Origin of the sequence: Mesorhizobium sp. IMUNJ 23033 (assembly GCF_044778005.1) — a bacterium.
GTDB lineage: Bacteria > Pseudomonadota > Alphaproteobacteria > Rhizobiales > Rhizobiaceae > Mesorhizobium > Mesorhizobium amorphae_A.
Map to the genome: position 1 here is coordinate 75,575 of NZ_JBJACT010000028.1, position 19,868 is coordinate 95,442.

The 19,868-nt window shown below is 63.3% G+C and carries 19 protein-coding genes and 1 pseudogene; 17 read left to right on the forward strand and 3 right to left on the reverse strand.

Features of this window, described 5'->3' with window-relative positions; translation table 11 throughout:
- Positions 1-7 precede the first annotated feature (7 nt).
- The 11 genes from ACFX5Q_RS25980 to ACFX5Q_RS26030 all read left to right on the forward strand — a co-directional run bounded on the left by ACFX5Q_RS25980 (position 8) and on the right by ACFX5Q_RS26030 (position 9,171).
- Positions 8-331, forward strand: a complete 324-nt coding sequence (locus ACFX5Q_RS25980) for a septum formation initiator family protein (RefSeq protein ID WP_006205398.1) — start codon at positions 8-10, stop codon at positions 329-331.
- A gap of 195 nt (positions 332-526) precedes the next feature.
- A complete protein-coding gene (pdhA, locus tag ACFX5Q_RS25985) occupies positions 527-1,558 on the forward strand; it encodes a pyruvate dehydrogenase (acetyl-transferring) E1 component subunit alpha (protein WP_404282669.1) in 1,032 nt (343 codons plus the stop codon).
- A gap of 14 nt (positions 1,559-1,572) precedes the next feature.
- Entirely contained in the window at positions 1,573-2,955 is a 1,383-nt protein-coding gene (locus ACFX5Q_RS25990; protein WP_404282671.1) for a pyruvate dehydrogenase complex E1 component subunit beta, read from the forward strand.
- Positions 2,956-2,974: 19 nt separating this feature from the next.
- Positions 2,975-3,253: a hypothetical protein gene (locus ACFX5Q_RS25995; protein ID WP_404282673.1), complete on the forward strand. Its 279-nt coding sequence runs from the start codon at positions 2,975-2,977 to the stop codon at positions 3,251-3,253.
- A gap of 53 nt (positions 3,254-3,306) precedes the next feature.
- Positions 3,307-4,698 carry a pyruvate dehydrogenase complex dihydrolipoamide acetyltransferase gene (locus ACFX5Q_RS26000; protein WP_404282674.1) on the forward strand — a complete coding sequence of 464 codons (1,392 nt, stop codon included), beginning with the start codon at positions 3,307-3,309 and terminating at the stop codon, positions 4,696-4,698.
- Positions 4,699-4,712: 14 nt separating this feature from the next.
- Positions 4,713-5,138, forward strand: coding sequence for a hypothetical protein (locus tag ACFX5Q_RS26005; protein ID WP_404282676.1), 426 nt, complete (start codon positions 4,713-4,715; stop codon positions 5,136-5,138).
- Positions 5,135-5,773, forward strand: a complete 639-nt coding sequence (locus ACFX5Q_RS26010; RefSeq protein WP_120015286.1) for an SGNH/GDSL hydrolase family protein — start codon at positions 5,135-5,137, stop codon at positions 5,771-5,773. Before ACFX5Q_RS26005 ends, ACFX5Q_RS26010 begins: the two co-directional genes overlap by 4 nt.
- 19 nt (positions 5,774-5,792) lie before the next feature.
- Positions 5,793-7,241, forward strand: coding sequence for a dihydrolipoyl dehydrogenase (lpdA, locus tag ACFX5Q_RS26015; RefSeq protein WP_404282677.1), 1,449 nt, complete (start codon positions 5,793-5,795; stop codon positions 7,239-7,241).
- A 102-nt stretch (positions 7,242-7,343) separates the two neighbouring features.
- Positions 7,344-7,601, forward strand: a complete 258-nt coding sequence (locus ACFX5Q_RS26020; protein ID WP_404282679.1) for a GlsB/YeaQ/YmgE family stress response membrane protein — start codon at positions 7,344-7,346, stop codon at positions 7,599-7,601.
- A 136-nt stretch (positions 7,602-7,737) separates the two neighbouring features.
- Positions 7,738-8,703, forward strand: a complete 966-nt coding sequence (gene lipA / locus ACFX5Q_RS26025) for a lipoyl synthase (protein ID WP_404282681.1) — start codon at positions 7,738-7,740, stop codon at positions 8,701-8,703.
- A 12-nt stretch (positions 8,704-8,715) separates the two neighbouring features.
- A complete protein-coding gene (locus tag ACFX5Q_RS26030) occupies positions 8,716-9,171 on the forward strand; it encodes a type II toxin-antitoxin system RatA family toxin (protein ID WP_404282683.1) in 456 nt (151 codons plus the stop codon).
- Here the strand turns inward: ACFX5Q_RS26030 and ACFX5Q_RS26035 are convergent.
- Together ACFX5Q_RS26035 and ACFX5Q_RS26040 are read right to left on the reverse strand one after the other, a co-directional pair.
- Complete coding sequence (locus ACFX5Q_RS26035; RefSeq protein WP_404282685.1) at positions 9,153-9,656, reverse strand: CinA family protein; 504 nt, start codon at positions 9,654-9,656, stop codon at positions 9,153-9,155. The two genes, ACFX5Q_RS26030 and ACFX5Q_RS26035, sit on opposite strands and share 19 nt — an antisense overlap.
- Positions 9,653-10,873 carry a bifunctional 2-C-methyl-D-erythritol 4-phosphate cytidylyltransferase/2-C-methyl-D-erythritol 2,4-cyclodiphosphate synthase gene (locus tag ACFX5Q_RS26040; RefSeq protein WP_404282686.1) on the reverse strand — a complete coding sequence of 407 codons (1,221 nt, stop codon included), beginning with the start codon at positions 10,871-10,873 and terminating at the stop codon, positions 9,653-9,655. Before ACFX5Q_RS26040 ends, ACFX5Q_RS26035 begins: the two co-directional genes overlap by 4 nt.
- A gap of 242 nt (positions 10,874-11,115) precedes the next feature.
- Here ACFX5Q_RS26040 and dusB point away from each other — a divergent pair, with 242 nt between their 5' ends.
- Genes dusB through ntrC form a run of 3 tightly spaced genes read left to right on the forward strand, consistent with a single transcriptional unit; the run spans position 11,116 to position 14,734 of the window.
- Positions 11,116-12,138, forward strand: a complete 1,023-nt coding sequence (gene dusB, locus ACFX5Q_RS26045) for a tRNA dihydrouridine synthase DusB (protein ID WP_404282688.1) — start codon at positions 11,116-11,118, stop codon at positions 12,136-12,138.
- The gene (locus tag ACFX5Q_RS26050; RefSeq protein ID WP_404282690.1) at positions 12,135-13,277 is read left to right on the forward strand and encodes a nitrogen regulation protein NR(II); all 1,143 of its coding nucleotides are present in this window, start codon (positions 12,135-12,137) and stop codon (positions 13,275-13,277) included. The genes dusB and ACFX5Q_RS26050 overlap by 4 nt, the downstream gene beginning before the upstream one ends.
- On the forward strand, positions 13,274-14,734 hold the full coding sequence (gene ntrC, locus ACFX5Q_RS26055) for a nitrogen regulation protein NR(I) (protein ID WP_192181160.1): 1,461 nt from the start codon (positions 13,274-13,276) through the stop codon (positions 14,732-14,734). The genes ACFX5Q_RS26050 and ntrC overlap by 4 nt, the downstream gene beginning before the upstream one ends.
- Here the strand turns inward: ntrC and ACFX5Q_RS26060 are convergent.
- Positions 14,703-15,020 (reverse strand): annotated as a pseudogene (locus tag ACFX5Q_RS26060) (molybdate ABC transporter substrate-binding protein); the annotation flags it as partial. The gene ntrC and the pseudogene ACFX5Q_RS26060 sit on opposite strands and share 32 nt — an antisense overlap.
- Positions 15,021-15,154: 134 nt before the next feature.
- On the opposite strand from ACFX5Q_RS26060, the gene ACFX5Q_RS26065 reads away from it, so the two are divergent.
- From ACFX5Q_RS26065 to ACFX5Q_RS26075, 3 genes are all read left to right on the forward strand, one after another.
- Positions 15,155-17,488, forward strand: coding sequence for an ATP-binding protein (locus ACFX5Q_RS26065; RefSeq protein WP_404282692.1), 2,334 nt, complete (start codon positions 15,155-15,157; stop codon positions 17,486-17,488).
- The gene (locus tag ACFX5Q_RS26070) at positions 17,478-18,839 is read left to right on the forward strand and encodes a sigma-54 dependent transcriptional regulator (RefSeq protein ID WP_006202174.1); all 1,362 of its coding nucleotides are present in this window, start codon (positions 17,478-17,480) and stop codon (positions 18,837-18,839) included. The genes ACFX5Q_RS26065 and ACFX5Q_RS26070 overlap by 11 nt, the downstream gene beginning before the upstream one ends.
- A gap of 103 nt (positions 18,840-18,942) precedes the next feature.
- Positions 18,943-19,806 (forward strand): D-amino-acid transaminase, encoded by an 864-nt coding sequence (locus tag ACFX5Q_RS26075; RefSeq protein ID WP_404282693.1) that lies wholly within the window; start codon positions 18,943-18,945, stop codon positions 19,804-19,806.
- The last annotated feature ends 62 nt before the right edge of the window (positions 19,807-19,868 follow it).

Consider the following 19,868-nt stretch of genomic DNA (forward strand, 5'->3'; position numbering starts at 1 on the left):
GAGCGCCATGTGGACACGCCAGCACAAGCAGAGAAACACCGGCCGGCTGATCATCCCCTCGCTCTGCGTGCTGTTCCTGGCCTATTTCGGCTTCCACGCCTATCACGGCGAATTCGGCATCTACTCCAAGTACCAGCTCGCGGCCCAGGCGGTCGATCTGCAGGGCAAGCTCGACGCGATCAAGGCGCGGCGGGTCGATCTCGAGCGCCGTGTCCAGCTGATGCATGAAGGTACGCTGGAGAAGGACATGCTTGACGAGCAGGCGCGCAAGGCGCTCAATGTCTCCCATGCCGACGAAATCACCATCATGCTGCCGGCTTCAGCGAAATAACTGAAACTCAGTTAATCGCTGTTATTTTCAATGATTTTAATCGCTTAGACGCATGACAGCCATGCATTTTTCTGCATGGCGAAACGCTTTCCCGCATGTTAGCCTTGCTCAAATCGGTGGGGAGAGCTGATCTCCCTCAGAGCAGATTTCATCCTGCTCTAATGTCCGCAAAGAGACGCCAACAGGGAGTGATGCATGGCCACCGCCGCCAGAAAAGCGCCTGCCAAATCCGTAAAATCATCGGGACTTTCCGCCCCCAAGCCAGCCGACTTTACCAAGGACGAGGAGCTTGCCGCCTACCGGCACATGCTGCTCATCCGCCGCTTCGAGGAAAAGGCCGGCCAGCTTTACGGCATGGGCTTCATCGGCGGCTTCTGCCACCTCTATATCGGCCAGGAAGCGGTCGTCACCGGCATGAAGATGGCGCTGATCGACGGCGACCAGATGATCACCGCCTATCGCGACCACGGCCACATGCTGGCGATGGAGCTGTCGCCGCGCGGCGTCATGGCCGAGTTGACCGGGCGCCGCGGCGGCCTGTCGAAGGGCAAGGGCGGCTCCATGCACATGTTCTCCAAGGAGAAGCATTTCTATGGCGGCCACGGCATCGTCGGCGCGCAGGTGTCGCTCGGCACCGGGCTCGCCTTCGCCAACCGCTATCGCGAAAACAAGAACGTCGCGCTGACCTATTTCGGCGACGGCGCGGCCAACCAGGGCCAGGTATATGAAAGCTTCAACATGGCCTCGCTGTGGAAGCTGCCGGTGATCTTCATCATCGAGAACAACCGCTACGCCATGGGCACCTCGGTGTCGCGTTCGTCGGCCGAGACCGACTTCTCGCATCGCGGCGCCTCGTTCAAGATCCCCGGCATTCAGGTCGACGGCATGGATGTGCGCGCGGTGAAGGCCGCCGCCGACGTCGCCACCGAATGGTGCCGTGCCGGCAACGGTCCGCTGATCCTCGAAATGCAGACCTATCGCTACCGCGGCCATTCGATGTCCGACCCGGCGAAGTATCGTTCCAAGGAAGAAGTGCAGAAGATGCGCTCCGAGCATGACCCGATCGAGCAGGTCAAGGCGCGGCTGATCGACAAGAAATGGGCAAGCGAGGACGAGCTCAAGACCATCGACAAGGAAGTCCGCGACATCGTCGCCGACGCCGCCGATTTTGCCCAGAACGACGCAGAGCCGGATCCGTCCGAGCTCTGGACCGACATCGTACTGTAAGGGAGGGCAAGGACATGCCGATTGAAATTCTCATGCCCGCTCTCTCGCCGACCATGGAAGAGGGCAATCTTTCCAAGTGGTTGAAGAACGAAGGCGACAAGGTTGTCGCCGGTGACGTAATCGCCGAGATCGAGACCGACAAGGCGACGATGGAGGTCGAGGCCGTCGATGAAGGCACGATTGCCAAGATCGTGGTTCCTGCCGGCACCGAAGGCGTCAAGGTCAACGCGGTGATCGCCGTGCTTGCGGTCGACGGCGAAGACGTCGACAAGGCCGGCGAAGGAATCGGCGAGGAGCCTGCCAAGGCTGAAGCAGCGCCTGCGCCGGCTGCGGCCAAGAGCGAGGCCGCGGCGCCTGTCGCTGCGGCGCCGAAGACCGAAATCGCAGCCGATCCGGACATCCCGGCCGGCACCGAGATGGTGTCGACCACGGTGCGCGAAGCGCTGCGCGATGCCATGGCCGAGGAAATGCGCCGCGACGGCGACGTCTTCGTCATGGGCGAGGAGGTTGCCGAGTACCAGGGCGCCTACAAGATCACGCAAGGGCTGTTGCAGGAGTTCGGACCGCGCCGCGTCGTCGACACGCCGATCACCGAGCATGGTTTCGCCGGCGTCGGCGTCGGAGCGGCGATGGCCGGCCTGAAGCCGATCGTCGAGTTCATGACCTTCAACTTCGCCATGCAGGCGATCGACCAGATCATCAACTCCGCCGCCAAGACGCTCTATATGTCCGGCGGCCAGATGGGTGCGCCGATCGTCTTCCGCGGACCGAACGGTGCGGCTGCCCGCGTCGCGGCACAGCACTCGCAGTGCTATGCCGCCTGGTACAGCCATATTCCGGGCCTTAAGGTGGTGATGCCGTACACGGCCGCCGACGCCAAGGGCCTGCTCAAGGCGGCGATCCGCGATCCGAACCCGGTCATCTTCCTCGAAAACGAAATCCTCTACGGCCAGTCCTTCGACGTGCCGAAGCTCGACGATTTCGTGCTGCCGATCGGCAAGGCGCGCATCCATAAGCAAGGCAAGGACGTCACCATCGTCTCGTTCGGCATCGGCATGACCTATGCGATCAAGGCAGAGGCCGAGTTGCGCGGCATGGGCATCGATGCCGAGATCATCGATCTGAGGTCGATCCGTCCGCTCGATTTCGACACGATCATCGCCTCGGTGAAGAAGACCAACCGCCTGATCGTGGTCGAGGAAGGTTTCCCGCAGAGCTCGGTTGGCGACCACATCGCCAACCAGGTGTCGCAGCGCGCCTTCGACTTCCTCGACGCGCCGGTCATCACCGTCGCCGGCAAGGACGTACCGATGCCTTACGCGGCGAACCTCGAAAAGCTGGCATTGCCGAATATCGGCGAGGTCGTCGAAGCGGTCAAAGCCGTCACGTATCGCTGATGATTAGGGGGAGGTTGCGGTGGCGACTGCGAAAGAGACACGACGGATTGCCTGGGCTATTTTCTGGCGCGCAGGGCTGACAGGCATTCTTCTCGGCTTTATCTGTGGTTTTGTGTTCGGATTTGTCGTCAGTTTTATTGGAGCGATGGCCGGCGTTGATCGGCAACTTCTTCAGCAAATAAGTGGGTGGGGTGGCGGCATTCTAGGACTGGTCGCCTCTTTCCTAGCACTCAACTATTTCCTCGCTTGGTCGATCGGCAGACCGATTGGGGGGAGGACTCTTTCGCTGTCTGTATAAGCGCTGCTTGCCGTTGATACGGTGAACGCATTTCGCTTGGGAGAAGAATACCTATGCCAATCAACATCACCATGCCGGCGCTCTCGCCCACGATGGAAGAGGGCAATCTTTCCAAGTGGCTTGTGAAAGAGGGCGACAAGGTTTCGCCGGGCGACGTGATCGCCGAGATCGAGACCGACAAGGCGACTATGGAGGTCGAGGCCGTCGATGAAGGCACGGTTGCCAAGCTGGTCGTTCCAGCCGGCACCGAGGGCGTCAAGGTCAACGCGCTGATCGCGGTGCTTGCCGCTGAAGGCGAGGATGCAGGAGCCGCTGCCAAGAGCGGTGGTGCAGCCGCGCCAGCCAAGGCCGAGGCACCCAAGGCTGAAGCTGCCAGGGCCGAGGCACCCAAGGCTGAAGCTGCCAAGGCTGAGGCGCCGAAGCCGGAACCCGCTGCAGCGCCGGCGCCCAAGGCAGAAGCGGCGCCGGTTGCCAATGGCCACGCGGCTGGCGAGCGTACCTTCGCTTCGCCGCTTGCCCGGCGCATCGCCAAGGATGCCGGCGTCGATGTCTCGGCGGTGACGGGTACCGGCCCGCATGGTCGCGTCGTCAGGGCCGATGTCGAGGCGGCGATTGCCGGTGGTGGCGCCAAGGCAGCCGCGGCAGCGAAGGCGGCTCCCGGTGCACCGGCACCCGCGGCCGCAGCACCCAAGGCGATGTCGGACGACCAGGTGCTAAAACTGTTCGCCGAAGGCTCCTACGAACTCATGCCGCACGACAATATGCGCAAGACCATCGCGCGGCGGCTGGTCGAGGCCAAGAGCACGATCCCGCATTTCTACCTGACGCTCGACTGCGAACTCGATGCGCTGCTGGCGCTGCGCACGCAGCTCAATGCGGCGGCACCGGTGAAGAAGACCGACAAGGGCGAGGCGCCGGCCTACAAGCTCTCGGTCAACGACATGGTCATCAAGGCGATGGCCATGGCGCTGAAGGCGGTGCCGGATGCCAACGCGTCGTGGACCGACAGCGCCATGGTCAAGCACAAGCATGCCGATGTCGGTGTCGCGGTGTCGATCCCCGGCGGCCTGATCACGCCGATCATCCGCCACGCCGAGGAAAAGACGCTGTCCACCATCTCCAACGAGATGAAGGATCTGGCCAGCCGCGCCCGCAGCCGCAAGCTGAAGCCGGAAGAGTATCAGGGCGGCACCACCGCGGTGTCCAATCTCGGCATGTTCGGCGTCAAGGATTTTGCCGCCGTCATCAACCCGCCGCATGCGACGATCCTGGCGGTCGGCGCCGGCGAGGAGCGGGCGGTGGTGAAGAACGGCGAAATCAAGATCGCGACCGTCATGTCGGTGACACTGTCGACCGACCACCGGGCCGTCGACGGCGCGCTGGGTGCGGAACTGCTCGGCGCCTTCAGGCGCATGATCGAAAACCCGATGGGTATGCTGGTCTAGGAAAGGAAAAGGCGGTGCGGAAATTCTTCACCAGCCTTTTCGCCTTCATCCTTTCCGGTCTGGCTGGCGGGCTGGTGGTGCAGGAACTGGCCGTCCTCACCGGCGCGACGGAAGAGTACATACTGGTCTTTGCGGCGACGGCCCTGATCGTCATCGTCGTGACGGTCATCTTCTTTCTGGTCCAGTTCCGCGCCGAGCCGGTTCGAGCGGTCGACCGGATGTTGCGGTGGCTGCTTGGGATTTTCGCACTGACGCTGCTGGCGCTGGCCGGCTGGACGTTTTCCGTGCCGGCCGAGAACCGTGCGACCGCAAGCGATCTTTCCATCGTTGCCGGGCTGATCCTGCCCGGCGTCGTGGCGATCATCGTGCAATGGCTGTTCGTGCGCTGGCGCCTCAAAGGCTCGGCGGCGGGGTTCGGCAGGGGTGGGACAAACGCATGAAGACAATTCTCTGCTTTGGCGATTCGCTGACCTGGGGCTATGACGCCGCCAGCCTCGGCCGCCATGCGCTGGAAGACCGCTGGCCAAGCGTGCTGCGCGCAACTTTGGGCGGCAACATCGAGGTCATCGCCGACGGCCTGAACGGTCGCACCACGGCCTTCGACGACCACCTGGCCGGCGCCGACCGCAACGGCGCAAGACTGTTGCCGACGGTGCTGATGACGCATGCGCCGCTCGACCTGATCATCATCATGCTCGGCGCCAACGACATGAAGCCGTGGATCCACGGCAATCCGGTCGCCGCCAAGCAAGGCATGCAGCGGCTGATCGATATCGTGCGCGGCCACGACTACCCGTTCGACTGGCCGGCGCCGCAGATCCTGCTCGTCGCGCCGCCGGCGGTCAGCCGCACCGACAATGCCGAATTCAAGGAAATGTTTGCCGGCGGCGATGAAGCCTCGAAGCGGCTGGCGCCGCAATATTCGGCGCTTGCCGACGAGGCAGGCTGCGGCTTCTTCGATGCCGGCACGGTGGCGACGACCACGCCGCTCGACGGCGTCCATCTCGATGCCGAAAACACGCGAAACATCGGCAAGGCACTGGCACCGCTGGTGCGCGTGATGCTGGAACTCTAGAAAATCAGGGAGAAAACCCGTGGCTGAATCCTACGACGTCATCATCATCGGCTCCGGCCCCGGCGGCTATGTCACGGCGGTGCGCTCCGCCCAGCTCGGCTTCAAGACGGCGATCGTCGAGCGCGAGCACCTCGGCGGCATCTGCCTCAACTGGGGCTGCATCCCGACCAAGGCGCTGCTGCGCTCGGCCGAGATCATGCATTATTCGGATCATCTCAAGGACTATGGGCTGAAGCTCGATGGCGGCAAGGTCAGCGCCGATACGGCCGCTGTCGTCGACCGTTCGCGCAAGGTCTCGCTCAGGCTCAACGGCGGCGTCGCCTTCCTGATGAAGAAGAACAAGGTCGACGTCATCTGGGGCGAGGCGAAGCTGTCGAAGCCGGGTGAGATCATCGTCTCCAAGACGGCCAAGAAGCCGATGGAGCCGCAGCCGCCGGCGCCGAAAGGCGTCAAGGGCGAGGGCACCTATACCGCCAAGCACATCATCCTGGCGACCGGCGCCCGGCCGCGTGCGCTGCCCGGCATCGAGCCGGACGGCAAGCTGATCTGGACCTATTTCGAGGCCATGGTGCCGAAGGAGATGCCGAAGTCGTTGCTGGTGATGGGCTCCGGCGCCATCGGCATCGAATTCGCTTCCTTCTACCGCACCATGGGCGCCGAGGTGACGGTGGTCGAGCTGTTGCCGGCGGTTATGCCGGTCGAGGATGCCGAGGTTTCCAAGTTCGCGCAGAAGCAGTTCGAGAAGCAGGGGATGAAGATCATCCTCGAGGCCAAGGTGACCAAGGTCGAGAAATCAGCCAATTCGGTCACCGCGCATGTCGAGATGAAGGACGGCAAGGTCGAGAAGATCACCGCCGACCGCATGATCTCGGCCGTCGGCGTGCAAGGCAATATCGAGAATCTCGGTCTCGAGACGCTTGGCGTGAAGGCCGATCGCGGCTGCGTCGTCGTCGACGGTTATGGCAAGACCAACGTGCCTGGCATCTACGCCATCGGCGATGTCGCCGGACCGCCGATGCTGGCCCACAAGGCGGAGCATGAAGGCGTGGTTTGCATCGAGAAGATCGCCAATTTCCCCGGCGTGCATGCCACCGACAAGCTGAAGATCCCGGGCTGCACCTATTGCAACCCGCAGGTCGCTTCGGTCGGCCTGACCGAAGCCAAGGCGAAGGCCGAAGGCAAGGACATCCGCGTCGGCCGCTTCCAGTTCGGCGCTAACGGCAAGGCGATCGCGCTCGGCGAGGACCAGGGTTTTATCAAGACCATCTTCGACAAGAAGACCGGGCAACTGCTCGGCGCGCATATGGTCGGCGCCGAAGTCACCGAACTGATCCAGGGTTTTGTCGTGGCGATGAACCTCGAGACCACCGAGGAAGAACTGATGCACACCATCTTCCCGCATCCGACGCTGTCGGAGATGATGAAGGAGAGCGTGCTCGACGCCTATGGCCGGGCGCTCAACGCATGATAAGTTGGCCGTGCGGAACTCACGCGCAAAGCTCGGAGGAACGCGACGGCAAGGCAGTTCGTTTGCCGATGCATTTTCCCCCATCATACGAGGAGTGGGCATATGGACGTGAATGGCGTGGGCTGGATTGCAGCCATCATCATCGGAGGTCTGGCCGGCTGGCTGGCCGAGATTGTGATGAAGAGCAACACCGGCATCTTCATGAACATCATCATGGGCATCGTCGGCGCGGTGGTGCTGAACGCAATCCTCAGAGCCCTCAGCATCGAGCCCTTCGGCGTCGGCTGGTTCGCCTATCTGATCACCGGCTTCATCGGTGCCTGCCTGCTGATCTTTGTAGGACGGTTGGTGCGCCGTTAGCCGGCATCGATATCTGCTATGCGAAAAAGGCCCTGCCGTCATGCGCCGGCATGACCTTTTTCTTTGCGCCGAAAAGCCTTAGATGACGTTGGAACGCGAGCGCCGGACAGGGGCTCGCCAAGGAACCGGGTTTGAGATGGTCACTGTTCTCGACACGATCGCCAATGCGCCGCGGCTGCGGCACCCCGAAAAGGCGCACAAGCCGGACCAGGAAGTGCTGCGCAAGCCCGACTGGATCCGCGTCAAGGCGCCGGTCTCGAAGGGCTATGCCGAGACGCGCGAGATCGTGAAGTCGCACAAGCTGGTGACGGTTTGCGAAGAGGCCGGCTGCCCGAATATCGGCGAGTGCTGGGAGAAGAAGCACGCCACCTTCATGATCATGGGCGAGATCTGCACGCGCGCCTGCGCCTTCTGCAATGTCGCCACCGGCATACCGACCGCGCTCGATCCCGACGAGCCGGCGCGCGTCGCCCATGCCGTCAAGCAGATGGGCCTCAGCCACGTCGTCATCACCTCGGTCGACCGCGACGATCTCGCCGATGGCGGTGCGCAGCATTTCGCCGAGGTCATCCGTGCGATCCGGGCGGCGACGCCATCGACGACGATCGAGATCCTGACGCCGGACTTCCTGCGCAAGGATGGGGCGCTGGAGATCGTGGTGGCGGCCAAGCCCGACGTGTTCAACCACAACCTCGAGACGGTGCCGTCGAACTACCTGACGGTGCGTCCGGGTGCGCGCTATTTCCACTCAATCCGGCTGCTGCAGCGGGTCAAGGAGCTCGACCCGTCGATCTTCACCAAGTCCGGCATCATGGTGGGCCTGGGCGAAGAGCGGAACGAAATCTTGCAGCTGATGGACGATCTGCGTTCTGCCAATGTCGACTTCATGACCATCGGCCAGTATCTGCAGCCGTCGAAGAAGCACCATCCGGTGATCCGCTTCGTCACGCCGGAGGAGTTCAAATCCTTCGAGACGATCGGCCGGACCAAGGGTTTCCTGCTGATGGCGTCGAGCCCGCTGACGCGCTCCTCGCACCATGCCGGCGACGATTTCGCCAGGCTGCGCGCGGCGCGCGAAACGCAGCTCAGAAAAACCGCCTGATATCCTGTCTTCATGCCGAAATTCGAAGCCACCCGCCGCGTCGCCCATACGCCGGAAGAGATGTTCAGGCTGGTCGCCGATGTCGAGGCTTATCCGCAGTTCCTGCCGCTCTGCGAGGCGCTGACCGTGCGCTCACGCAAGGAGCGCGATGGCCGCACCATTCTCGTCGCCGACATGAGCATCGGCTACAAGGCGATCCGCGAGACCTTCACCACGCAGGTGCTGCTGAAGCCGGACGAGAACACCATCGACGTCAAATACATCGACGGCCCGTTCAAATACTTAAGCAATATCTGGCGTTTCGACCCGGCCGATGGCGGCGGCTGCGAGGTCCACTTCTTCATCGACTACGAGTTCAAGAGCCGCATTCTCGGCGCGCTGATGGGCACGATGTTCGACCGTGGCTTCCGCATGTTTTCCGAGGCGTTCGAGAAGCGTGCCAACGTGATTTACGGCGCCAGAGCCTGATCCTCTCCAAGCGCGCGCAAGCCGAGTTCCAGCGCGTGCCTGACTGTCTCGCTGCGGATGAAGGCACGGCCGTTGTCGGCAAACAGCCGGTGCTCGGCGACAACAGGGCGGCCGGCCAGGGCAACGCCGAACCAAACCAGGCCGACAGGCTTTTCCGCCGAGCCGCCGCCCGGGCCGGCAACGCCGGTGACGGCGAGCGTCAGCCCGGCACGCGAATGGGCCAGCGCACCTTCGGCCATCTCCAGCGCCGTTTCTCGTGACACGGCACCATGCGCCTTGAGCGTGGCAGCCGAAACGCCGAGCATCTCCATCTTGGCCTCATTGGAGTAGGTGATGAAGCCGCGGTCGACCACGGCGGAAGAGCCGGCGATGTCCGTCAGCGCGGCGATGATCATCCCACCGGTGCAGCTCTCGGCCGTCGCCAGCATGATGCCGCGGCGCTGGCAGGCCTGGAGCAAGGCGTTTGCGAGATCGCCGTTGCTCATGCGGGAACGTCGCCCGGAAACACGACGCTGGCGGTGGCGATCGCGGCAATGCCTTCCTCGCGGCCGACAAAGCCAAGTTTTTCGTTGGTCGTCGCCTTGATCGAGATTCGTTCCGACGCAATGCCCAGCATCGAAGCAAGGGCTGCCGTCATCGCTTCGCGGTGCGGGCCGACGCGCGGCGCCTCGCAGATCAGCGTGATGTCTGCGTTGGCGATGCGTCCGCCGCGTTCGCGCACCAGCTTAGCCGCATGCTCGACGAAGATGCGCGAGGCAGCACCCTTCCATTGCGGATCGGAAGGCGGGAAATGCGTGCCGATGTCGCCGGCGCCGCAGGTGGCGAGCAGCGCATCGGTCAGGGCATGAAGGCCGACATCGGCATCCGAATGGCCGGACAGTTTTTTGTCGTGCGGAATGGCAACGCCGCACAGGGTGACATGGTCGCCAGGCTCGAAGGCGTGGACGTCATAGCCATTGCCGGTGCGGATGTCCGGAAAGCGCGGCCGTTCGCCGGAGAGCCGCTGATCGGCCATAGCAATATCCCTTGCCCAGGTGAGTTTCACATTGTCCGGCGAGCCCGGGACGATTTTCACCGGAATATGCGCCCATTCGGCGATCGCGGCATCGTCGGTGAAATCCGCCTTGCCCAGCTGATGCGCCTTTTCATGCGCTGCCAGGATTGGCCAGAACGGAAACCCTTGCGGTGTCTGGGCGGCGTGAAGCCCGTTCCTCGACACGGTCTCTTCGATCATGCCGGCGGCCGACTCGCGTTTGAGCGTATCGGCGAGGGGCAGCGTTGGCAGTGCCCCCTGGCGTTCGCCGATGGCCTCGATGGTGCGTTCGATCAAGCCACCGTCGACGAAGGGACGCACCGCATCATGGATGAGGACCCGGCCCGGCGCGTGGTCCCGCAAGGCGAGAAGCCCAAGCCGTACCGAGGCCTGGCGCGAATCGCCGCCCGTAATAGTGATGACCCGGTCGGCATTGGCGCCGGCCGCCTTACGGAAGAGATCGCGGTCGTCGGCATGGATGGCGACGACGATTTGGCCAATCCTCGGATGCGCCAGGAACGTGTCCAGCGTGCGCGTTATGACGGCGCGGCCGCCGATGCTCTGATACTGCTTCGGACCGTCGACCTGTCCGGCCCGCGCGCCGCGGCCGGCGGCGACGATCACCACCGCGACTCTGTCCGAAACTTGATTTTCACTTGCGTTCGTCATGCCGATTGGTCCTAGCGCACGATCCCGAAAAGTGTAATCGGTTTTCGGAAAAGATCGTGCGCCAATTATGAAGTTCCAAAGCGTCCTTTGCGCGTCCAAGGACGCGCGGCGCTTTGGTCGCGGCCAAAGCCGAAGGCCAGCATTTTCCCAAATGCGCCTTAATGTGGCGTCATTCCGCGTTGCACATTGTCGCCGTTCTGGCTAGAGAATGTGCAGCAATCGAACATGCTTGGTTTTTGTGCATGCCTGAATTCACCAAATTGACTGTGCCGCTCGACGTCGGCGGCGTGACGATCCGCAATCGCGTCTTCCTCGCGCCGATGTCCGGGATAACCGACGAGCCGTTTCGGCAGCGCGCCCATGCGCATGGCGCCGGGCTGGTCGTTTCGGAAATGGTGGCGAGCGGTGAACTGGCCAAGGGCAGGGCGGGGTGCGATCTGCGCATCCGCCATTCCGGATTGCCTGTGCATATGGTTCAGCTCGCCGGCCGCGAGGCCGTGCACATGGCAGAGGGCGCGCGCATAGCCGAGGGCGAGGGCGCCGACATCATCGACATCAACATGGGCTGCCCGGCCAAGAAGGTGACCGGCGGCTATGCCGGTTCGGCGCTGATGCGCGACCTCGACCACGCGCTGTCGCTGATCGAGGCGGTGATCGGCGCCGTCGAAGTGCCGGTCACGGTCAAGATGCGGCTCGGCTGGGACGAGGGCGCGCTGAATGCGCCGATGCTGGCGCGCCGCGCCGAGCAGGCGGGCGTGCGCATGGTGACCGTGCACGGTCGCACGCGCTGCCAGTTCTATCAGGGCAAGGCCGACTGGCGCGCCATCGCCCGCGTCAAGGAAGCGGTGTCGATCCCGGTCGTTGCCAATGGCGATGTCGGTTCGGCCGCCGAGGCGGCCGATGTTCTGGAACAGTCCGGCGCCGACGCGGTCATGGTCGGCCGCGCGCATTATGGTGCGCCGTGGATTGCCGGCAGCATCGCGGCGGCAGGCGGGGCGGCGGCAGGCATTCCGGAGAGCCCGCGGGCTCTCGCCGACTACATCATCGCCCATTATGAGGACATGCTGACGCTCCATGGCAGCGAAAGCGGGCTGCGCCAGGCGCGCAAGCATTTTGGCTGGTATCTCGACCGCCACGCCGCCGGCGTCGGTGCCGACCAGCGCAAGACCATTCTGACGTCCTTCGAGCCAGCCAGGGTCATTGCCGAACTGCGCGACGCGTTCTCGACCATCGGCGCGCCAGTGACCTTGCGGAGCGCGGCATGAAGGCCACAGCCGCTCAAGGACTGGACATGGTGGATGCCGCCCAGATCGTGCTGAACACCATCCGCCGCCCGGTGATCATGGTCGATGGCGAAGGCTTCATCACCTACGCCAATGCCGATGCCGAGGATTTCTTTCGCTCCAGCGCCACCATGCTGGCCCGCAACACGCTGTCCAAGCTGGTGCCTTTCGGCAGTCCGCTGCTGACGCTGGTCGACCAGGTGCGCGAACGCCTGGCGCCCGTCAACGAATACCGCGTCGATGTCTCGTCGCCACGTCTCGGCATCGAGAAGGTCGTCGACCTCTATGTCGCGCCGGTGCCGGAGTTTCCAGGCTCGGTCGTGGTGATGTTCCAGGAACGCTCGATGGCCGACAAGATCGACCGGCAGATGACGCATCGCGGCGCGGCGCGCTCGGTCACCGGCCTCGCCGCCATGCTTGCCCATGAGATCAAGAACCCGCTGTCGGGTATTCGGGGTGCTGCCCAATTGCTCGAACTCTCCGCCTCCGACGAGGATCGGGCGCTGACCCGCCTGATCACCGACGAGACCGACCGCATCGTATCGCTGGTCGATCGCATGGAGGTGTTTTCCGACGAGCGGCCGATCGACCGCTATCCGGTCAACATCCATGTCGTGCTCGACCATGTGAAGGCAATTGCCAAGAACGGTTTTGCAAAGCGGATCAAGATTTTGGAGGAATACGATCCATCGTTGCCTCCGGTTTTCGCCAATCGCGACCAGCTGATCCAAATATTCCTCAACCTGGTCAAGAACGCCGCCGAGGCGATCGGCAGCGACCCGCAGGGCGAGATCGTGCTGTCCACCGCCTTCCGGCCGGGCATCCGCGTTTCTGTTCCGGGAACGCAGGACCGTGTCTCGTTGCCGCTGGAGTTCTGCGTGCGCGACAATGGGCCCGGTGTCTCGGAAGATATCCTGCCGATCTTGTTCGATCCCTTCATCACCACCAAGCCGAACGGCTCGGGCCTCGGCCTGGCGCTGGTGGCGAAGTTGGTCGGCGAGCATGGCGGCATCATCGAATGCGATTCAACGCCGCGCGCAACCACATTCCGCATACTGATGCCGGCCTGGAAGCAAACCTCGTTCGGCACCGACGATGACAATGAAGGAGACCGCAAATGACCGTTCGCGGCAATATTCTGGTCGCCGACGACGACGCGGCCATCCGCACGGTCCTCAACCAGGCGCTGTCGCGCGTCGGCCATGAGGTGCGGGTGACCTCCAACGCCTCGACACTGTGGCGCTGGGTGGCGGCGGGCGAGGGCGATCTGGTGATCACCGATGTGGTGATGCCCGACGAGAACGCCTTCGACATGCTGCCGCGCATCAAAAAAGCGCGGCCGGAGCTGCCGGTCATCGTCATGAGTGCGCAAAACACCTTCATGACCGCGATCCGGGCCTCCGAAACCGGCGCCTATGAATATCTGCCGAAGCCGTTCGACCTGACCGAGCTGCTCAGCATCGTCAACCGGGCGCTGGCAGAGCCCAGGCGTCCGAAAATCGACGCGCGCGCCGACGAGCAACCGGAGACGATGCCGCTGGTCGGCCGCTCGGCGGCCATGCAGGACATCTACCGCATGCTGGCGCGCATGATGCAGACTGACCTGACGGTGATGATTTCAGGCGAGTCGGGCACCGGCAAGGAACTGGTGGCGCGGGCGCTGCACGAATATGGCCGTCGCCGCGGCGGGCCGTTCGTGGCCATCAACATGGCGGCGATCCCCCGCGACCTGATCGAATCGGAACTTTTCGGCCACGAGAAGGGGGCCTTCACCGGCGCGCAGAACCGCTCGACCGGCCGCTTCGAGCAGGCGGAAGGCGGCACGCTGTTCCTTGACGAGATCGGCGACATGCCGATGGAGGCGCAGACGCGCCTGCTGCGCGTGCTGCAACAGGGCGAATACACCACGGTCGGCGGGCGCACGCCGATCAAGACCGACGTGCGCATCGTCGCCGCCACCAACAAGGATCTGCGCACGCTGATCAACCAGGGGCTGTTCCGCGAGGATCTGTTCTATCGCCTGAATGTCGTGCCGCTGAGGCTGCCGGCACTGCGCGAGCGCTCCGAGGACGTTCCGGACCTGGTGCGGCATTTCTTCAAGCTCGGCGCCAGCGAAGGCCTGCAGACCAAGCGTATCTCGACCGGCGGCATCGAATTGATGAAGCGCTATCCATGGCCGGGCAACGTGCGCGAACTGGAAAACCTGGTGCGCAGGCTGGCCGCGCTCTATTCGCAGGACGAGATCTCCGCCGAGATCATCGAGGCCGAGCTTAAGACTGGCGAGAGGCCCGTCGTCCCAGGCGGCGGCAATCTCATTCCGGACGACCTCTCGATCGGCCAGGCGGTGGAGCATTTCCTGCAGCGCTATTTCGCATCCTTTGCCGGCGACCTGCCGCCGGCAGGTCTTTACCAGCGCATTCTGTCCGAAGTCGAATATCCGCTGGTTCTGGCCTCGATGACGGCGACGCGCGGCAATCAGATCAAGGCTGCCGAACTTTTGGGGCTCAACCGCAACACGCTGCGCAAGAAAATCCGCGAGCTCGGCGTCAACGTCTACAAGTCCTCGAGGCCGGCTTAGAGCGTGTTTGAGAAGGGGATTCCCGAACGCTTTTAGGGGCGCTCGACGCCCTTGCCGCCAAGATGTCATCAACGGCTGTCGACATCAGAAATTCCGACAACTGCCTGGCCGCTTCCGCGTCCGTTGAATCGGCGCTGATGCCAATGGCGAAGTCAACGTAACTTTGGAGTTCTGCCGGAAACTGACCGACAAGCATGACCTCGGGAGCGGCGGCGAGAATCGAAGTCATGGGAACGACCCCCAACTCGGCTTCCCGACGGCCTACGGCCGGCGCTGTCTGCCGCCCTTCGGGTCAAACCCGACGTTCGGTTCGGGATCATCTCTAGCGCCTGTGGACAAAAAGGTCCTGGAGACGGCGTTTAGGCGAATGAGCCGGGGAAAGATTTCCGTCCCGGCCACACTTGTTGCATAATCGCCACAATGCGTTGCATAGATCCGACGCAATCACTGGCTCTCGACGGCGACATGGCGACTCAGGCCCCTACACTGAACGAACCGATTTTCAGCAGGCACGGTGTCGAAGACAGGCGCCGGCTGCTGGCGCTGCCTGGGGTGGTGGCAATTGCCGGTGCGCTGGTCACGGCGGCGATTTCCTTCGCCATCCTGGTCGGCGCCACGCCGATCGTGCCGAACGAGAGGACGACTCTGGCGCTGATCGCGCTCAATGCCGTCTTCGTCCTGTTCCTGATCGCGCTGGTCAGCCGTGAAGTTCACCGCATCGTGATGGCGCGCCGGCACGGCAAGGCGGCGTCGCGGCTGCATGTGCGCATCGTGGCGATGTTTGCGCTGGTCGCCGCCATCCCGGCCATCATGGTGGCGATCATCGCCTCGATCACGCTCGATATCGGCCTCGACCGCTGGTTCGAGATCCGCACCAAGACGATCGTCAATTCGTCGCTGTCGATAGCGGACGCCTATGTCCAGGAAAACGCCCGCAATCTTCAGGGAACGACGCTGTCGATGGCTTACGATCTCGACGCGTCGCGTACGCTCTACGGCCTCGACCGGACCGGTTTTCTCGACCTGATGAACAAGGAAGCGGTTGGCCGGTCGCTGGCGCATGCGGCGCTGATCAAGCCCGACGGCTCCTTCGTCATGAGCGCCAAGACCGATGCGGATTTCGCCATGCCGGAGCCGCCGGAAGGTGCCGTGACCAGCGCCGCCGACGGCAAGCCGGTGCTGATCGAGCCGAAGACGCGCAACATCATGGGCGCCATCGTCAAGCTGCGCCAAATCGAAGGGCTCTACCTCTACACGATCCGCCTGGTCGATCCCGAAGTGATCAAGGCACGTCAGATTGTCCGATCCAACACCGACGAATATCGCGGGCTGGAAGACAACCGCCGCACCTCGCAAGTGGCCTTCGCGCTGCCCTATCTGTCGCTGACACTGATCATCATCCTGTCGGCGATCTGGACCGGCATCGCCGTCGCCGACCGGCTGGTGCGGCCGATCCGCCAGCTTATCGGTGCTGCCGACGAGGTCGCCACCGGCAATCTCGACGTTGCGGTGCCAGTCAGGCCTTCCGACGGCGACGTCGCCTCGCTGGGCGACACGTTCAACAAGATGCTGCTGGAGCTGAAATCGCAGCGCAACGAGATCTTGTCCGCCAAGGACTTGATCGACGAGCGGCGGCGCTTTTCGGAAGCGGTGCTGGCGGGCGTCACCGCCGGCGTCATCGGCGTCGACCCCTATGGCATCGTCACCATCGTCAACCGCTCGGCCGAGACGATGCTGGCCATTTCGGCCACCGCAGCACTCGGGCAGAACCTTTCGGCGGTGTTGCCTCATGTCGGCCGTGTCTTCGAGATCGGCCGCAAGTCGGGCAAACCGGTCTATCGCGAGCAGGTGACGTTCTACCGCGCCGGCACGGAGCGGACCTTCAACGTGCAGATCACCATTGAGGCGGGCGACGATGGGGCGGAGGAGAAATCCTATGTCGTGACCGTCGACGACATCACCGACCTCGTCCAGGCGCAGCGTTCGTCGGCCTGGGCCGACGTGGCGCGGCGCATTGCGCACGAGATCAAGAACCCGCTGACGCCGATCCAGCTGTCGGCCGAGCGCATCAAGCGCCGCTATGGCAAGGTCATCACCGAAGATCGCGAGGTCTTCGATCAATGCACCGACACCATCATCCGCCAGGTCGAGGATATCGGCCGCATGGTCGATGAGTTCTCGGCCTTCGCGCGCATGCCGAAACCCGAGATGAAGGCCATCGATCTGCGCGAATCGCTGCGCGAGGCCTCGTTCCTGGTCGAGGTCAGCCGTTCAGACATCACCTTCGAGCGGATTTTCGGCAACGACCCGCTCAAGGGCACCTTCGACAGCCGCCTGATGGCGCAGGCGTTCGGGAACGTCATCAAGAACGCTGCCGAGGCCATTGACGGACTTGATGCAAAAGATCGTTCGGACGGCACAATTCGGATTCAAGCCGGACGGCAGAATGGCGCCATCAGAATCGACGTCATCGACAATGGCAAAGGTTTGCCGCGCGAGAATCGCCAAAGGCTGCTCGAGCCCTATATGACGACACGCGAGAAGGGGACCGGTCTCGGCCTCGCTATCGTCAAGAAGATCGTGGAGGACCATGGCGGCCGGCTTGAACTGCACGACGCGCCGGCGGATTTCCACGGCGGGCGGGGTGCAATGATCAGCATCATCCTGCCGCCTTCTGCTGCTGCCGCGCCGTCGCGCGGCGAGAGCAAGGCGGAAAACGAAAGAGAAACTGAAAAGGTCGGTAATGGCGTCTGACATTCTCATCGTCGATGACGAGGAAGATATCCGCGAACTCGTCGCCGGTATCCTGAGCGACGAAGGTCACGAAACCCGCACGGCATTCGATGCCGACAGTGCGCTGGCGGCGATCGCCGATCGAGCGCCGCGGCTGATTTTCCTCGACATCTGGCTGCAGGGCTCGCGTCTGGATGGTCTCGCATTGCTGGACGAGATCAAGACGATGCACCCAACACTCCCGGTGGTGATGATCTCCGGCCATGGCAACATCGAAACAGCGGTGTCGGCCATCCGTCGCGGCGCCTATGATTTCATCGAGAAGCCGTTCAAGGCAGACCGGCTCATTCTCATCGCCGAACGGGCGCTGGAAACCTCGAAGCTGCGGCGCGAAGTCTCGGACCTCAAGCAGCGCAGCGGCGAGACCTTCGACCTGATCGGCATGTCGTCGGCGATGAGTCAGTTGCGCCAAACGATCGAACGGGTCGCGCCGACCAACAGCCGTGTCATGATCATCGGCCCTTCCGGTTCGGGCAAGGAACTGGCGGCGCGTGCCATTCATGCGCTGTCGACGCGCAAGGGTGCGCCGTTCGTGACGCTGAGCGCCGCCAACATCACGCCCGAGCGCATGGAGATCGAGCTGTTCGGCACCGAATCGAACGGCACTGAGCGCAAGGTCGGTGCGCTGGAGGAAGCGCATCGCGGCATCCTCTATATCGACGAAGTGGCCGACATGCCGCGCGAGACGCAAAACAAGATCCTGCGCGTGCTGGTCGAGCAGCAGTTCGAACGGGTAGGGGGCACCAAACGGGTCAAGGTCGACGTCCGCATCATCTCGTCGACCTCGCAGAATCTGGAAGCGATGATTGCCGACGGCCGCTTCCGCGAGGACCTTTACCATCGCCTGGCGGTGGTTCCGGTCATGGTGCCGGGGCTGGCCGAGCGGCGCGAGGACATTCCCTATCTGGTCGACAATTTCATGAAGCAGATCGCGCGCCAGGCCGGCATCAAGCCGCGCCGCATCGGCGACGACGCGCTGGCGGTGCTGCAGGCGCACAACTGGCCGGGGAACGTGCGCCAGCTGCGCAACAATGTCGAGCGGCTGATGATCCTGGCGCGCGGCGACAATGTCGATGCGCCGATCACCGCCGACCTGTTGCCGTCCGAGATCGGCGACGTCATGCCGCGCACGCCGAACCAGTCCGACCAGCACATCATGGCGCTGCCGCTGCGCGAGGCGCGCGAACAGTTCGAGAAGGACTATCTGATCGCCCAGATCAACCGCTTCGGCGGCAACATCTCGAAGACGGCCGAATTCATCGGCATGGAGCGCTCGGCACTTCACCGCAAGTTGAAGTCGCTCGGCGTCTGACCGCGGGGCACGCGTGAGACCGGCCGGTCTGGACCACGCAATTGCCGGTTACGGCCACAGCGGAATCGCCTAAGAAGGCCGGGACGTTTCTCGAGGGTTTCTCATGCCGCGTATTGCCTATGTGAACGGGCGCTATGTCGCCCATGCCGATGCTGTCGTGCATATCGAGGATCGCGGATATCAATTCGCCGACGGCGTCTACGAGGTTTGCGAGGTGGCGCGCGGCTTCATCGTCGACATGCCGCGCCATCTGGCACGGCTGGACCGTTCGTTGAACGAGCTGTCGATCGAGTGGCCCGTCACGCGCGGTGTGCTGCCGCTCATCCTGCGCGAGGTGGTGCGCCGCAACCAAGTCGTCAACGGCCTGGTCTATGTCCAGGTGACGCGCGGCGTCGCCAGCCGCGACTTTCTGTTTCCGGCGGCGGGTACCAAGCGGTCCCTGGTGGTGACCGCCAGGAAAGCCGATCCGGCCGCTGCGGCAAAAAGGGCGGAGACCGGCATCAAGGTGATCACCGTGCCGGAGAACCGTTGGGACCGGGTCGACATCAAGACCGTCGGCCTGCTGCCCAACGTGCTGGCCAAGCAGAAGGCCAAGGAGGCCGGTGCCCAAGAAGCCTGGTTCATCGACACCGACGGCACGGTCAAGGAAGGCGGCTCGTCCAACGCCTGGATCGTCACCAGAGATGGGGTGCTGGTGACGCGGCCGGCCGAGCACGGCATCCTGCGCGGCATTACCCGCACGACGCTGTTCGAGGTCGCCGCCAAGCTCGACCTGAAGGTCGAGGAGCGGGGCTTTTCGGTGGCTGAAGCCAAGGCGGCGCGGGAGGCTTTCATTAGTTCGGCCACCACGATCGCCATGCCGGTCGTGGCGATTGACGGTGCTCCCATCGCCAACGGCCACCCCGGCTCAATAACACTTTCGTTGCGCCAAGCCTTTTTTGACATTGCGGAAAAAAGTCCAGCCTGATAACCGCACAGGTGGAATGAACATCAATTTATCTCGTTCTGCTTGTCGTTACTGACGGCAAG

What these genes read in the sequence shown, in the direction of transcription:
- ACFX5Q_RS26065 (WP_404282692.1), top strand. Translation starts at nt 15,155, where the DNA reads ATGCGTTGCATAGATCCGACGCAATCACTGGCTCTCGACGGCGACATG.
- ACFX5Q_RS26035 (WP_404282685.1), bottom strand. Translation starts at nt 9,656, where the DNA reads ATGAGCAACGGCGATCTCGCAAACGCCTTGCTCCAGGCCTGCCAGCGC.
- ACFX5Q_RS26040 (WP_404282686.1), bottom strand. Translation starts at nt 10,873, where the DNA reads ATGACGAACGCAAGTGAAAATCAAGTTTCGGACAGAGTCGCGGTGGTG.
- ACFX5Q_RS26030 (WP_404282683.1), top strand. Translation starts at nt 8,716, where the DNA reads ATGCCGAAATTCGAAGCCACCCGCCGCGTCGCCCATACGCCGGAAGAG.
- dusB (WP_404282688.1), top strand. Translation starts at nt 11,116, where the DNA reads ATGCCTGAATTCACCAAATTGACTGTGCCGCTCGACGTCGGCGGCGTG.
- lipA (WP_404282681.1), top strand. Translation starts at nt 7,738, where the DNA reads ATGGTCACTGTTCTCGACACGATCGCCAATGCGCCGCGGCTGCGGCAC.
- pdhA (WP_404282669.1), top strand. Translation starts at nt 527, where the DNA reads ATGGCCACCGCCGCCAGAAAAGCGCCTGCCAAATCCGTAAAATCATCG.
- ACFX5Q_RS25990 (WP_404282671.1), top strand. Translation starts at nt 1,573, where the DNA reads ATGCCGATTGAAATTCTCATGCCCGCTCTCTCGCCGACCATGGAAGAG.
- ACFX5Q_RS25980 (WP_006205398.1), top strand. Translation starts at nt 8, where the DNA reads ATGTGGACACGCCAGCACAAGCAGAGAAACACCGGCCGGCTGATCATC.
- ntrC (WP_192181160.1), top strand. Translation starts at nt 13,274, where the DNA reads ATGACCGTTCGCGGCAATATTCTGGTCGCCGACGACGACGCGGCCATC.
- ACFX5Q_RS26075 (WP_404282693.1), top strand. Translation starts at nt 18,943, where the DNA reads ATGCCGCGTATTGCCTATGTGAACGGGCGCTATGTCGCCCATGCCGAT.
- ACFX5Q_RS26070 (WP_006202174.1), top strand. Translation starts at nt 17,478, where the DNA reads ATGGCGTCTGACATTCTCATCGTCGATGACGAGGAAGATATCCGCGAA.
- ACFX5Q_RS26020 (WP_404282679.1), top strand. Translation starts at nt 7,344, where the DNA reads ATGGACGTGAATGGCGTGGGCTGGATTGCAGCCATCATCATCGGAGGT.
- ACFX5Q_RS26000 (WP_404282674.1), top strand. Translation starts at nt 3,307, where the DNA reads ATGCCAATCAACATCACCATGCCGGCGCTCTCGCCCACGATGGAAGAG.
- ACFX5Q_RS26010 (WP_120015286.1), top strand. Translation starts at nt 5,135, where the DNA reads ATGAAGACAATTCTCTGCTTTGGCGATTCGCTGACCTGGGGCTATGAC.
- ACFX5Q_RS26050 (WP_404282690.1), top strand. Translation starts at nt 12,135, where the DNA reads ATGAAGGCCACAGCCGCTCAAGGACTGGACATGGTGGATGCCGCCCAG.